Source organism: Dactylosporangium maewongense, from assembly GCF_039531485.1.
GTDB classification, from domain to species: domain Bacteria; phylum Actinomycetota; class Actinomycetes; order Mycobacteriales; family Micromonosporaceae; genus Dactylosporangium; species Dactylosporangium maewongense.
Window position 1 is genome coordinate 232747 of the sequence record NZ_BAAAQD010000004.1, and the last position, 15370, is coordinate 248116.

Sequence of the window (15370 nt, forward strand, 5' to 3'; positions counted from 1 at the left end):
ATGACGGCGTGGGCCCTGGGTGAACTCTCCCAGGGCCCACGTCCTGTGTTGCCCGCGCGCCCGGTCTCAGCCGTACCGCTCGACGAGGGCGTTGCCGATCGCGGCCAGGTGGTCCCGTACGCCGGGAGGGCCGGTCACCTCGAGCCATTCGACCATCCCGGCGAGCTCGCCGGCGAGCGCGTACTCGTTGTAGCCGCGGATCACGACCTCGATGCGGCCGTCGGCCGTGGAGCCTCCCACCTCGAGCCGGTCGCCGAGCATCATCCGGAGCCGGCCTATCCCGCTGGGTGTGCACACCGCCTGGATCTCGAGGGGTGTCCGCCTGCGTTCGACCTCGTCGGCGATCTCGCGCCAGCTCGCGGCGAGGTCGAAGTCCCCGGGCCGGTGCACGGGATCGCCGGTCGGGTCGGCGGACGACACGCGGTCGATGCGGAAGGTCCGCCGGCCGGCCTCGGTGTGGGCGACGAGGTACCACGACGGACCTTTGGCGACGATGCCCAGCGGGTGGACGGTTCGCTCGGTTTCGGTGCCGTTGCCGTCGACGTAGCCGAGCCGCACCTGGACGCCGCGGATCACCGCGTCCTGGAGTTCGTCGAGGAATCGGGGTGCCCGGCGCTCGATCCGGCTCGAACCCCATCGTTGCGGGTCCGTGACCAGCGACGCCGCCGCTGCCTCGGCCTGCACCCGGAAGGGCTCCGGCAGGGCTCGGACGAGCTTGCGCAGCGCCGCCTTCACGGCCGGCGTCGCAGCCGAGGCCGGGCCGGCGACCAGGAACAGGGCGCGGGCCTCACTCGCGGTCAACCCGGACAGGTCGGTGCGGGCGCCGCCCACGAGGCGCCAGCCGCCGCCCCGGCCCTGCATGGAGTACACGGGCACCCCGGCCATGGCCAGGGCGTCGAGGTCGCGGCGGGCGGTGCGCTCGGAGACCTCCAGCTCCCGGGAGACCTCTGCCGCTGTCACCTGCTCACGCTGTTGCAGCAACAGGAGGATGGCCATCAGCCGGTCGGCTCGCACCCCGGCAACACTTCCACAGAAACCGGTCATGAGGTGACCGGTTTCGGTCGGCAGGATGGCCGCATGATCACCGATTTCCCCGAACCCACCATGATCGCGGTCAACGGCGTGGAGCTCGAAGTCTTCGAGGCCGGCAGGCACAATGCAGGGCGACCCGTCGTGCTCTGTCACGGCTGGCCGGAGCTCGCCTATTCCTGGCGTCATCAGATGCCGGCCCTGGCCGCAGCGGGCTACCACGTCATCGTCCCGAACCAACGGGGCTACGGAAACTCGTCCCGTCCGGCCGAAGTGACCGCCTACGACATCGAACACCTGGCGGGTGACCTCGTCGCGCTGCTTGACCACTACGGCTATGACGATGCCACCTTCGTCGGCCACGACTGGGGTGCGTTCGTCGTCTGGGGCCTGACCTTGCTGCACCCGAACCGGGTCAACAAGGTGATCAACCTGAGCCTGCCGTACCAGGAGCGCGGAGCAAGGCCCTGGATCGAGTTCATGGAAGAGGTGTTCGGCGGCGACTTCTACTTCGTCCACTTCAATCGGCAGCCGGGCGTCGCGGACGCCGTTCTCGAGGCGCACACGTTCCAGTTCCTTCGCAACCTGTACCGGAAGAACGAGCCCCCCGCGGAGCCTCAGCCGGGCATGTCGTTGATCAATCTCGCCAGAGCGGAGACTCCGCTCGGTGATCCCTTGATGGGCGACCGCGAACTGGCCGTCTTCATCTCCGCGTTCGAGTCGTCGGGGTTCACGGGCGGCATCAACTGGTACAGGAACCTCGACCGCAACTGGCACCTGCTGGCCGACGTGGACCCGATCATCTGCCAGCCCACCCTCATGATCTACGGCGACCGCGACGCGGTCGCGAAGTCGGAACGACTGACCGACTTCGTGCCGAACGCGGAAGTGGCCAATCTCGACTGCGGCCACTGGATCCAGCAGGAAAGGCCGGAAGAAACAACCCAGGCGATGCTCAAGTGGCTGGACCAGCAGGCGCGGGAAATGCCGTGGCCGAAGTGATCGTATGACTGGGTCGGCGTGCGGTGGCGGCGAGGCGGCCACCGCACACCACACCGGTCAGTGCGTCAGCCAGTCGACGCGCTTGAGCAGGCAGTCGCTGTCGAACGTCCCGACCTCGTCGATCCCACCGACACATCATCGATCAACTACTCCATGATCGGCAGGACAGGGCTCAGGCGGTGCGGGAGCCCGGGTCGAGGCCGAGCTGGCCTCGTGACGCAGCTGCTCGGCCGACGGCTCACCGGACCGGTCGGCGGGGTCGTTGTGGCGGCTCCGGGTGGTCACGATGGGCACCTTACGGTGCCGCCGGCCGACGTCGAGGGCATCAGCGTACCTAGATAATACGTATTATCGTCTTGACTGCCCGGAGTGCGCCTACCACCATTCGAGAAACACGCCGGTAACACTCAGCGGCAGGAGGGCCACATGGCGTATTGCTACGACCAGCCGGCACCCGCCACCGCCACCGTCAGCGGCGTGACCGTCCATTGTGGAACCCCCGGTTCCGATGTCGAACCCCTGCTCGATCTCCACCGTTCACCGTTCATCACCCGGACGGTCGGTCGTGCCTGTCGAACGACCGCCGCCGGCGCCGGTTCGCCCGCCGCGCGACGTCGACCGCCGTCCACCAAGGGAGAAATTCTGTGACATCTCAGCGCCTCGTCCGCCGTACCGCCTGCGCTGCGGCGACCGGACTCGTCACCGCCGCCCTCGCCGCGACACCGGCCACGGCAGCGTCGGCCGACACCCCGTTCAGCTTTCCCAGCTTCACCTACGTCGGCACGGCGTTCGACAAGACGAAGCTGAAGTACAACCCGACGAACGAGTTCATCTTCCCCAGCGTCATCCGGGCGGCCGACTACTTCGCGCACCCGCTCGGCGCCTACTACCTGTACTACGCGCCGCACGAGAAGCCGGGCGGCATCTCCCTGGCCTACTCCGACTCCATCAACGGCCCCTGGACCGAATATCAGAGCAACCCGCTGGTCTCCAACACCTGGCTGCCGTACTACAACACGGTCAGCCACATCTCCTCGCCGCACGCCATCTGGATCGAAGGCGAGCAGAAGCTCTTCCTCTACTTCCACGGCGAGAACTCGATCACCCGGTACGCCACGTCCGACGACGGCATCCACTTCGAATACGGCGGCGCAGCAGTCCAGCGCGACGACAGCACCGGCGGCGAGACCTCGTACGCCCGGGTCTTCGAACAGTCGATTCCGCGGCTCGGCAGCCGGTACCTGATGCTGTTCATGGACAACCCGATCAACGCGCTCCCCGGCCCGACCGGTCCGGTAGCGCGGCGCATCCGCTGGGCGGTCTCCACCGACGCCCGGAACTGGACGATCCAGCCGCAGCCGATCGTCACCCCGCAGGGCGTCGAAGCCCCCAACGCCTCCGGCCCGTTCTACCTGCGTTGGCAGGGCCGCAACCTGGTGATCTTCCACGCGGCCGACGGGGACATGCACGCGGTGGACGTCGGCGAGAACTTCGACCAGGAGGTTCACCTGGGCGTGGTGCACGACTCGATGGCAGCCGCGCCGGATCTGGGCCGCTCCGCGGCACCGACCTTCTACTTCGACGGCACCACCGTCCACATGTACTACGAGGCCGGTGCCCGGCTCACCGCCACCATCGGGCACGCGGTCGCCACGCTGGACGAACCGCTGCCCGAGCGGCAGCTGAACTGCACGGTCGACCGGCCGCGGCTGTGGCCACCGAACCACCGCATGGTTGACGTCAACGTGAGCGTCGACCTCCCGGACGGCGTCCTCGGGCCGCGCGGGTTCCAGCTCGCCGACGTCACCGGTGGCGACGCTTCGGACGTCACGGGGTTCGCCCCGGGGCAGCCGTCGCTGACCGGGCAGCTGCGCGCCGAGCGCGCCGGCAACGGCGGCGACCGGGTCTACACGCTGACCTACCGCGGTCACGACGAGATCGGCCGCGCGGCCGGCTGCACCGTCACGGTCACCGTTCCGCACGACCAGGGACAGGGCCAGTGAGCGCCGCCGCGATCCGCCCGGGTCGGTAAAGATCGGGGTTGAGCAGGCCCGGTGTGCGGGCCTGCTCAACCGCCTCAGCGGACCCCGTACTCCTTGAGCGGCCTCCTGCCCGGTGCGCTTCGCCTGGTCGAAAACCTTGGCAGTGGATGGTCCCGCGCATCCGCGACGCCCGGCTGCTGTGGAAACGGCGGTGGGCCGCCCCTGAAGGGACAGCCCACCGCTGTACGGGTTACGGCGTCGCGAGCTGGGCGATCTCGTAGGAGGACGCCGCGTGGTCGAAGATGTCGACGTTGTCGATCATGCCGCCCACGTAGTTGAAGCCGCCGGTCACGCGCCCTTCGCCCCGGCCGATCTGGATCGGGCCCCAGGCGTTCCACGGGGTCGCCCGGACGCCGGTGCCCTCCAGCACGCCGTTGAGGTAGAGCTTGATCGTGCCGGTGTCCCCGTCGTAGACGCCCGCGAGGTGGGTCCAGGTGTTGGCCTGTGCCGGCGTCTTCGCCTCCGCATAGAAGTACCCCGCCGGGTACTGCACGTCGTCGTTGGAGAACACCATGCGCCACTGGCCGCCGATGGTGCACTGCAGGTAGAAGCCGGACTGCCAGGTGCCCTGCGAGCCGAGCACCGTCTGCCAACTGTTGGTCGCGGTGATCCGCACCCACACCGCGACGGTGAAGCTGCGGTCGGTCCGCACGACCGCGCCGCTGGTGGCCGCCCACTGGTTGGTGCCGTTGAGCGACAGCGCCCGGTCGGACGGGTCGGTGGAGAACTTGCGACCGTTGACCCGGGTCCCACCGGCGAAGACCTTCGCCGGGTAGTCGCCATACTCGTCGAAGACGGCGGTGCCGCTGCCCGTGTCGTCGAAGCGCCACGCGGCCCGCCGCTCGGGCTTCTCCGACACCGTCCAGCTGCGCACCATCAGCGGCGCCGCGGTGAAGCCGGTGCCGGAGTTGCGCACCGTGTGCAGCTCGGTGGTGCCGACGATCGAGCTGTCGCGGAAGATCGCCAGGTCGTCCTTGCCGTCCCCGTCGAAGTCCGAGGCCTGGAGCTCCTTCACCTTGCGCACGTCGAACGAGGTCCACGTCGGCGACACGCTCAGCGAGGTGATCGCGGTGCCGTTCCAGCCCCACACGGCCAAGTTGCTGCTGGTGCCGTAGTCGTACAGGACCGCGATATCGATCTTGCCCTTGCCGTTGGTGGTGTCGCCGTCGAAGTTGCCGGTGACGAACCGTGCCCGGCGGTACTCGAAGTTGCCCGCTCCCGACGACCAGGCCGACCCGCTGGGCGTCTGGAACGTCTGCGCGGCCCCGTTGGACTTGTAGACCAGCGCCGACATGGTGTCGACCGCGTCGGCCTTCATGAACGTGACGTCGGTGTCACCGTCGGCGTCGAGGTCGGCGCCGACCGGGGTGGAGGTGGTGATGTTGATCGTCGGCGTGCTCGCCCACTGCGTCGCGGTGTACTGGGTCGAACCGGAGCTCTGCCGCCACACCCAGATGGTCGAGCCGGTGCCGGTCACGTCGCCGCGGACCGCCGCGACGTCGGCCTTGCCGTCGCCGTCGAAGTCGCCCGGCATGAACCGCAGGTTGGCGATGTTCCACAGTGGATCGACCGGCGCGGCCGGGCTGGTCCAGACCGGGTCCTGCAGGACGTCGAAGCGGTTGCCCCGGGCGGTCAGCAGGAACATGCGGATCAGGCCGTCCGGGTCCTGCCGGAACAGCGCGTGGTCGGACAGCCCGTCCGGCAACCCCGCGGGGCCGGTGAAGTCGCCGGTGACGAAGCGCATCGTGACGAACGAGGAGCCGTCCCGGCCGGTGTCCCAACCGACGGTCTGGGTGGAGAAGGCGAGGTTGTTGTCGACGTCGAGGCCGTTGGAGGTCAGCGTCCAGGCCCGCAACCGGTCGCCACCGGCGTCGATGATCGCCGAGATGTCACCCTTGCCGTCGCCGTTGACGTCGCCGCGTTTCTTCGGCGGCACGGCACCGTTGTCGTTCGCCATCAGCTGGTACGGGTTGATGGTGGTGATGCTCTGGTTGCCGGCGAAGTCCTCCGAGCGCACGTACAGGTCGCTGCTCGCGTAGCCGGTGTCAGGGTCGGTCCACAGCGTGATCGGGATGGTGGCGTCGCCGGTGCTGTCGGCGGGCACCCACCCGGTCAGCTTGTCCGCGGCGAACCCGTAGGCGTAGCCGGCGATGTCGGTGTCGGCGGGTGCGTGCTTGAGCAGCACGCTGCCCGTCTGGCCGACGTCCTTCACCGGGTTGCCGTCGGGGAAGTCGGTGCTGCTGATCGTCGGCACCGACGGCCCGGTGGTGTCCACGACGAAGTAGCAGCGGTTGCTCCACGGGCTGTTGCCGACCCCGTCGCCGGTGCGGGCCCGGTAGGAATACACCGTGTTGGCCGCCAGGACCCCGGCCGGGGTGGCCGGCCACGACACCGCGGAGCCGTTGGCCACGCCGACGGTGCTGGTGCTGTGCTTCACGGTCTCGGTGTTGCCCAGCAGCACCTGCAGGTCACCGTGGACCGTGTTGGCGTCACTGTCCAGCAGCAGCGCGCTGAACTTCGTGTTCTGCATCGCCGCAGGCAGCCGGGTCGGCCTGCTCTCCGAGCCGCACGTGGTCGCCGGGACGGTGTTGAGCTCCTGCGGCACGTCGGGGGTGGTGTTGTACTCGAAGGTCATCGCCGCGCTCCACGGGTGGAACTGCTTCCACTGCAGCTTCTGGCCCTCGTCGACGGCTTTGATGCCGAAGGTGATCTGGCCGCCGAACTCGCCGTTGGCGGCGCGCTGCATGTGCTGGCGGACCAGCGGGTAGTCGTAGCCGCCCATCCACATCGTCATGTCGGGGGCCGCCTGGCCGCCGCAGCCGGTGTCCTCGTTGGCGTGGCCCCAGCCGTTGGCGACGTGCGTCGCCCAGATGTTGCCGCCGCTGGAGTTGTTCCAGGTGACTGCCGTGGTCGAGCTGACGTTGTTGGTCCCGTACAGCATCACCTGGGTGTCGCCGCAGCTGGCGGAGTGGTCAAGGGTGATCGAGAACGCCGCGTTGGTGAGCTGCTTGCCGGCGAGGTTGTCCACGACGAAGAGGAAGTAGGAGCGCCACGGCGTCTTCGTGGTGGCGTAGCCGGAGTAGCCGACCTTGGCCCGGTCGCGGTCGGTCGTCCAGTACGACGTGTTGCCGTTGGCCTGGTTGATGTGCGTCCAGTTGCCGTTGTTGGTGACGTTGCCGGACGGGTCGATGTACACCGGGAAGTTGAGGTCGGTACGGGCCAACATCGCCTGGTCGGGCTCGACCGACAGCTGGTCCTTGCCGATCACCGAGCGCATCGTGGCGTGGTGGGCCGGCTCGACGAGCTCCGCCTCCCACTTGCTCAGCCCGGCCGGGATGACCGGCTCGTCCCACATGATCGGTGCGTCGCTGATGAGCACCGACGTGCCGTTGCGGTCGACGAGGTTGAAGCCGCCGTCCGCCGCCGAGGCGATCCTCAGGTCGGCGGTGCGCACCCCGAAGGTGAGCTTGCGCAGCGCCTGGCTGTCGGCCGCGGCCCGGTTCTTGACCACGAAGACCTTGCTGAACCCTTCGCGCTGCGCGGTGAGCCGCAGGTCGACGCCGGGCAGCAGGTCGGCATAGGTGGCGTTGGGCCCGTCGAGCGTCGGCTTCGGCAGCTCGGTCGGCCAGGTCAGCGCGAACGTGCCGCCGATGCCCTTGATCGTCAGCAGGTCACCCTTGCCGCCGCCGGAGAAGCTGACATCGACGGTGGTGGCCTTCGGCCGCACCACGCCCTTCGCGTCGCGGACCAGCGTGGTGTCGATGTCGGCCCACTTGCCGTCCTGCTTGACGCGCACCGGAGCGGCGAACTGCTTGGTGGTGTAGGTGCCGGACGGGTTGATGAAGGTCTGCGCCGTCGCGGTGCGACGTTGCGCCACCTCGACGGGTTTGTTGGTGAGCTTTGCCTCGTTCAGCAGGGCAGCGGGCGAGACGTTCTCCGTGGTATCTACCGGGTCCTGAGCGGTGCCCGAACCGTTCGCCTCCGAGCCGCTCCCGGCAGCGCCGGCGGCGTACGCGGTGGTGTCGGTTGACTGCTGAGCGTGACGGCCGTTCGGCCCGAACTGCGTGACGACAAGCGCCGAAGCGGCTAATCCGGTCACTGTGAGTGCGATGGCCCACTTCTGGGCACGGCGCAGCGGGATGCTCTCGCCCACCATGGTCCTCCCCGTCTGGTCGATGGCAGCGGCCGCAGCTTATGGAAGGGAGCCAGGGAACTCAATCCCTTGTCCGACAATGCATTTACATGCATGATTCGTCTGCCATCCGCCTGTGGGCGGATCTACGGTTGCCGATACGGGGAGGACGCCGCGGTGCGGTCCATGCTGCACGCTGTTCAAGAACGATTGCCGGACCACCGACGATGGCGCAGCTGGCGCCGCCGGGCGGTCGGTGCGACGGTCCTGACGATCACGTTGTCGTTGCTGGCCTCAGGGCTGGCGACGCTGCCCGCGGTGGCGGCGCCGGTCGATCCGCTGGTGGCGAATCCGAATCAGGTGGACCGGAAGGTGCCGGAGGACACCTCGAAGCGGGTGAAACCGGCAAGGTTCGCGGATGCCGAGCAGGGCCTGGGGCTGACCGCGGCGCCCGCCGTGAGCTGGCCGAAGGCCGAGTCCGCGACCGTCGACCTGGCCGCGCGGCGGCTCGCCGCCGAGCCCGCCCGCACCAACGCGGATGTCGTGCGGGCCGCGAAGGCGGGTCCGACGCGGGCGGGTGCGAGCCCGGTGTTCATCGGTGACGCCCGTGATGCGGTGCAGGAGGATCTGCGGAAGGTCCCGCTGGCCGGGCCGGCGGCGGTCCGCGTCGAGGTGTTCGACCGTGCGCGCACGGCGAAGTCCAAAGTGGACGGTCTGCTGCTGAAGGTGGCCCGTCCGGACTCCACGTTGAGCAACAACCGGATCTCGGTCGAGGTGAACTACGGCTCGTTCCGCGACGCGTACGGCGGTGCGTGGAGCTCCCGGCTGCGCCTGGTCGAGCTGCCCGAGTGCGCGGCCACGACACCGGAGCGCAGCGAGTGCCAGGTGGGCAAGCCGCTGCAGTCGGTGAACAACACCGGCACCGGAGTGGTCAGCAGCGACCTGACCCTCGCCGGCGGTGCGTCGAAGATGCTGGCGTTGCAGGCGGCCGGTTCCGGTGGCGCGGGCAACTTCGGGGCGACCTCGCTCAGCGAGTCCGCGGCCTGGGGCGGCGGCGGTTCGACGGGTGACTTCACCTGGTCCTACCCGCTGAGCGTGCCGCCCGCCAACGGCGGTCCGTCGCCGACGATCTCCCTGGCCTACGCGTCCAGCGGCGTTGACGGCCGGACGGTCGGGGCAAACAACCAGGCGTCGTGGATCGGGATGGGCTTCGAGTTCGCGCCCGGGCAGATCGAGCGGCGCTACAAGCCGTGTGCGACGGACGTCGAGGGCGACGCGAACAACAAGACGCGGCCGACGGGGGACCAGTGCTGGTATTCGGACAACGCCTCGATCACCCTCAACGGTAGGGCCTCCGAGCTCGTGCGGGTCGGCACGAGCAACACGTGGAAGCTGAAGAACGACGACGGCTCGAAGGTCGAGCAGTTGTTCAACACCGGGCTCAACAACGGTGACGACAACGGTGAGTACTGGAAGTTCACCTCACCCGACGGCACCCAGTTCTTCTTCGGCCAGAACCGCTTGCCGGGCTGGACGAGCGGCGAGGAGACCCAGTCGGTCTTCACGGTGCCGGTGTACGGCAATCACCCTGGTGAGCCGTGCAACGGTGCGAATTTCCAGGCGTCGGGTTGTCGGCAGGCGTACAAGTGGAACGTCGACTACGCCGTGGACGTGCACGGCAACACGATGTCGTACTTCTACGAGCGGGAGACGAACAACTACGCCCGCTACGGCGACGCCGATCACCCCGACTGGTACGTCCGCGCGGGCAACCTGAAGCGGATCGACTACGGGCAGCGCAGCGACGCCATCTACAGCACGCCCCCCTTGGCGAAGGTGTTCTTCGACACGGAGAACCGGTGCGTGGGCGGCTGCTCGGCGCCGACGGATTTCCAGGACACGCCGACCGACCTCACCTGTGACGCGGCGCCGTGCAATCAGACGTTCTCGCCGGCGTTCTTCACGAAGAAGCGGCTGAACAAGATCCGCACCGAGGTGTTGAACAACAACGGTGTCGGGTTCCGTCCGGTCGACGAGTGGACGTTGCGCCAGTCGTACATCCGTGAAGATGCATCGACCGGCTACGCGATGTGGCTGGAGGGAATCACGCACAAGGGTCTGGCTGCCGCGACGCCGATCACCGCGAACGAGGTCACCTTCGACGGTGCGCCGATGGACAACCGGGTCGACAATCTCAGCGCGAACATCCCGCCGTTGAAGTGGCGCCGGATCATCGGGATCACCAGCGAGTCCGGTGGCAAGCTCGCGGTGCGGTACATGCCGACGAACTGCTCGACGACCAGCCTGCCGGTCTCGCCGCAGGCGAACACCTTGCGGTGCATGCCCGTGAAGGGCGTGGACGAGGCGTACCCGAACCGGATCGACTGGTTCCACAAGTACGTCGTGGACCGCGTGACGCAGGCTGACGCGTACAGCGGCATGCAGCCGGTGGTGACGGATTACGAGTACGTCGGCGACGCCGCGTGGCACTTCGACGAGATCGACGGGATCATCCCCATCGAGGACAAGACCTGGTCGCAGTGGCGCGGCTACGGCACGGTGATCACCCGCACCGGCGACGGCCTCGACGGCCTGCGCCGCAAGACGGAGACCCGGTTCTTCCGGGGTATGAACGGGGACCGCAACGGCTCCGGCGGCACGAAGACGGTGAACGTCACCGACTCGCGCGGCGGGACGATCCCCGACGACGACCGGTTCGCCGGCATGACCCGGGAGACGACCAGCTTCCTCGGTGAGACCACGAAACTGTCGACCACCATCGACGATCCGTGGGTGTCGGCGGCGCAGGCGACGCAGACGAAGCCGTGGGGCACCACCAACGCCACGAAGGCCGACATCGAGGTCAGCCACGGCTACACGTACCTGACGCCGACCACGGTCCGGGAGACGAAGGTCGTCAAGAGCTTCGCCGCGGACGGCACCGTCACCCAGATCGAGAACCAGGGTGTGGTCGGCGACGGCAGCGACGACCAGTGCACGAAGTACACGTTCGCGTCCAACACCGCCAAGTACCTGATCAACCTGCCGATCCGGGTGCAGCAGCTGTCGGTGCTCTGCTCGGTGACCAACCCGGCCAAGGGCGACGTCCTCACCGACTCGCGCAACTACTACCAGTCCGCGACCCTCGGCGTCATCGGTGACCGCGGGCTGGTCACCAAGGTGGAGGAGGTCAACGGCTACACGGGCGCGGCGGCGAGCACGGCGACCTACCAGACGAAGTCGACGGCGGTTTACGACGCGACGGGCCGGGTCACGGACTCGACCGACGTCAAGGGCAACCTCACCCACAGCGACTACGTGCGGACCGGCAACGGCCCGATCACGCGGGTGATCACCACCGACCCGATCGGGCACGTGACCTACACCGACAACGACCCGGCGTGGGGTGCGCCGGTGAAGATGGTCGACGACACGAACGACGACGTGACGACCGAGGCGGAGCTCGACGCGCTGGGCCGGGTCATCAACGTGTGGGGGCCGACCCGCAAGCGCGGCGTCGACTCGCCGGACAGCACGTATACGTACGTGATCAGCCAGACCGGCTACTCCGTTGTCATGACGTCGACGCTCCAGTCGCCGTCGCAGGTGCCGGGGCAGCCGGTGGGCACGCTCGCGCCGCAGTACTCCTCGAAGTACGAGCTGTACGACGGCCTGCTGCGGCTGCGGCAGACCCAGATCGCCAGCCCCACCGGTGGTCGTTCGGTCAGCACCATCGAGTACGACACGCAGAACCGGATCGTGAAGCGGTCGGGTCCGATGACCAACGACGCCCCGCCCGGCTTCACGTTCCTGCCGGTCAATGAGGCGTCGCTGCCCAACCAGGTCCGCACCGAATACGACGCGGCCGGCCGCACCACGGCGGAGATCCTGTACGGGCACACCGCCTCCGGGCTGGCCGAGAAGTGGCGCACCACCACCGCGTATGACGGGGACCGGGTGACCGTGACCCCGCCGGCGGGCGGCACGACCACCGCGGCGACCTACGACGCGCGGGGCCGGGTCTCGAAGCTGTGGCAGTACAAGGCGCCCGGGGTCTACGACGAGACGAAGTTCAGCTACGCCAAGGACGGCCAGCAGAGCGTCGTCGAGGACTCCGCCGGCAACAAGTGGGAGTACTTCTACGACGACCTGCACCGGCCGAACCGGGTGAAGGAACCGGACCGTGGCGAGTCGACGCTCACCTACAACCAGTACGGCGAGGTCGCGACCACCACCGACGCCCGCGGCGACAAGCTCGGCATGTCGTATGACGCGATCGGCCGGCCGACCGAGGTCAAGGACATCACGACCACGCCGGAGAAGAAGCTGACGAGCTGGGTGTACGACACCCTGAAGCTCGGCCTGCCGACGTCGTCGTCGCGGTGGGTCGGCTCCGACGAGTACCGCACCTCGGTGGTCGAGTACGACATGCTCCAGCGGCCCACGAAGACCCGGGTCTCGATCCCGATGATCGAGGGTGGGCTGGCCGGCAGCTACGACTATTCGTCCACGTACAACTTCGACGGCACCCCCGACACCACCACGATGCCGGAGCTCGCCTCGCTGCCGGCGGAGACACTGACCACCCGGTACAACGCGTGGGGTCTGCCGATCTCCACCGTGGGTGCGTCCAGCTACGTGCAGGCGACGGCGTACAACTCGTTCGCCGAGCCGCTGAGCGTGACGGTCGGTGCGACCGGGTCCGGGAAGAAGTCGCTGCTGCTGCAGTTCACCTACGAGGAGGCCACCAGGCGGCTGATCACGGCGAGCGCGAGGCCCAACGGCGGCGCGAGCGTCTACAACGCCACCTACACCTACGACGCCGCCGGCAACGTGGTCTCGGTCTTCGACCAGCCGACCGCGTCGGGGCAGGCGGCCGACTACCAGTGCTTCAGCCACGACCACCTGCGGCGGATGACCGAGGCGTGGACGCCGGCGACGGCGAGCTGCGCCGCCAGCGGTCGCACGGTCGCGAACCTGGGCGGCCCGGCGAAGTACTGGAGCAGCTACACCTACGACAAGACCGGCAACCGAACCACCGAGCAGCGCCACGAGCTGCCCGGTGAGCCGACCACCACCTACAACTACGCCACCGCCGGGCACCGCCTCGACACCACCAGCGTCGGGGGCAGCACGCTCACCTCGTACCAGTACGACGCGAGCGGCAACACCACGCAGCGGGTCGTCGGCGGCGCCACGCAGGACCTGCAGTGGGACGCCGAAGGCAAGCTCAGCAAGGTCACCGAGGGTTCGAAGATCACCCGGTTCCTCAACGACGCCTCCGGCAACCGGCTGATCCGGCGCGACGACACCGGGACCACGCTGTACCTGCCCGGTCAGGAACTGCACCTCAGCACCGCCAACGTGAAGTCCGCGACGCGGTACTACAGCCACGGCGGGATGACGGTCGCCGTTCGCACGAACGACGGCACGCTGACCTACCTGGCCTCGGATCCGCAGGGCACGGCGACGGTGGCGATGGACTCCGTCACCGGCACGGTGCAAAAGCGTCGCTCGACGCCGTTCGGTGAGGAGCGCGGCACGGCGGTCGTCGGCTGGCCCGGTGACAAGGGCTTTGTCGGCGGTACGAAGGACCAGTCGACGGGGCTCACGCATCTCGGTGCGCGGGAGTACGACCCGAAGCTCGGCCGGTTCATCTCCGTCGATCCGCTGACGATCCCTGAGGATCCGCAGCGGCTCAACGGGTACGCGTACGGCAACAACGCGCCGGTCACCAACGCGGACCCGTCCGGTGAGGCGTTCCCCGCCGACCCGGACGCGTTCCCGCCGCCGCCGGCCCCGCCGCCGCCGCCGGGCAACCCGACCGGCAACCCCGGCGGGCTGTCCGACGAGGACCAGAAGGCGCGCCTGGAGGCCGAGGCGCTGAAGAAGAAGTCGATGATGGACATGCTGGTCGAACAGGGCCTGTCCTTCCTGCTCGACTTCCTCGGCATCACCGACATCGTCAACTGCATCACCAAGGGCGACGTCGGGGCCTGCGTGAACACCCTCATCGGGATGATCCCGTGGGGCAAGGTCTTCAAGGCCGGCAAGGCCATCGTCAAGGGCATCACCAGAGCCTTCGACGCCTATCAGTCGTGGCAGCACGCCATCAAGATCGCCGATGACGTCATCCGGCGCACCGACGACCTCATCGCCGCAGCCAGAAAGAAGGCCGACGAACTCGCGCAGAAGGTCGGCGCGGGCGCCAAGAAGGCCGACGACGCACCCGGCGGCCTCGCCGACGACGCGGCAGGCGCCGGGTCGAACAGGGCAGACGACCTGGCGGGCAGCTGTAACCACAGCTTCGACCCCGGCACGCCGGTGCTGATGGCGGACGGTTCCACGAAGGCGATCCAGGAGGTCGCGGAGGGCGACCAGGTCGTCGCCACGGATCCGGAAACCGGTGAGACGACGGTCCGGCCGGTCACCCGGAAGCATGTCAACCTCGACTCCGACCTCACCGATGTCAGCCTGCTGGACGAAGACGGCCTCGTCACGCTGCACACCACGCAGCACCACCCGTTCTGGTCCAAGACCCGGCAGCGGTGGGTGGATGCCGTCACCCTGCAACCCGGCGAAGTGGTGCGCGCACTCGACGGCTCGGACGTGGTCGTCGTGGAGGTCCGGAACCTTCAGGACAGCCAGGTCATGCAGGACCTCACGGTGGCCGAGGTGCACACGTACTACGTGGTCGCCGACAAAACGCCGGTCCTGGTGCACAACAACAACGGTGCGGCCTGCCCGTTACCCGGCGGCAACGTCGATGACGGCACCGCCGGTCGCCTGGGAGAACGGGTCGACGAGATTACGGCCAACACTCCCAGCAGACACGACCGCCCAGGCACAGTCGGCGAGACGATCGGCATCAGGCCATCAGGCTTGCTGGTGGTCGTGCAGACCCAGGCAGTACGGACGACCAGTCCAATGCCCAGACGGCTCCAGAGGGAGTTGCTCATGTGCGGGCATCATGGGAGGTGCAGTGAGATCGAGGGCATCCGCAGGATCAGGGAGCTGGGTGCCGTGCCACTACATACAACGGCTATGGCGCTCCAAAGCCGTAGCATAGGCATGGTGCGGCACAGGACGATCGTGAATCCGTGCGGGCTCTGTGGGCGGTTGTTGGGTCATCTGAACATGACGCATGGGTAGCTAGCGGATTTCT

At 68.2% G+C, this 15370-nt stretch carries 5 protein-coding genes; 3 read left to right on the forward strand and 2 right to left on the reverse strand.

The window, feature by feature from the left end:
• Window positions 1-66 precede the first annotated feature (66 nt).
• Window positions 67-960, reverse strand: coding sequence for a helix-turn-helix transcriptional regulator (locus tag ABD332_RS13095; RefSeq protein WP_344502107.1), 894 nt, complete (start codon window positions 958-960; stop codon window positions 67-69).
• A gap of 12 nt (window positions 961-972) precedes the next feature.
• On the opposite strand from ABD332_RS13095, the gene ABD332_RS13100 reads away from it, so the two are divergent.
• Together ABD332_RS13100 and ABD332_RS13105 are read left to right on the forward strand one after the other, a co-directional pair.
• A complete protein-coding gene (locus tag ABD332_RS13100) occupies window positions 973-2031 on the forward strand; it encodes an alpha/beta fold hydrolase (protein ID WP_344502108.1) in 1059 nt (352 codons plus the stop codon).
• A gap of 644 nt (window positions 2032-2675) precedes the next feature.
• A complete protein-coding gene (locus tag ABD332_RS13105) occupies window positions 2676-4034 on the forward strand; it encodes a glycoside hydrolase family protein (RefSeq protein ID WP_344502109.1) in 1359 nt (452 codons plus the stop codon).
• 229 nt (window positions 4035-4263) lie between these two features.
• Here ABD332_RS13105 and ABD332_RS13110 read toward each other — a convergent pair whose 3' ends face one another.
• Window positions 4264-8229, reverse strand: a complete 3966-nt coding sequence (locus ABD332_RS13110) for a LamG-like jellyroll fold domain-containing protein (protein WP_344502110.1) — start codon at window positions 8227-8229, stop codon at window positions 4264-4266.
• A 162-nt stretch (window positions 8230-8391) separates the two neighbouring features.
• Here ABD332_RS13110 and ABD332_RS13115 point away from each other — a divergent pair, with 162 nt between their 5' ends.
• The gene (locus ABD332_RS13115) at window positions 8392-15357 is read left to right on the forward strand and encodes a polymorphic toxin-type HINT domain-containing protein (protein WP_344502111.1); all 6966 of its coding nucleotides are present in this window, start codon (window positions 8392-8394) and stop codon (window positions 15355-15357) included.
• Window positions 15358-15370 lie beyond the last annotated feature (13 nt).

What these genes read in the sequence shown, in the direction of transcription:
- ABD332_RS13115 (WP_344502111.1), top strand. Translation starts at nt 8,392, where the DNA reads ATGCTGCACGCTGTTCAAGAACGATTGCCGGACCACCGACGATGGCGC.
- ABD332_RS13110 (WP_344502110.1), bottom strand. Translation starts at nt 8,229, where the DNA reads ATGGTGGGCGAGAGCATCCCGCTGCGCCGTGCCCAGAAGTGGGCCATC.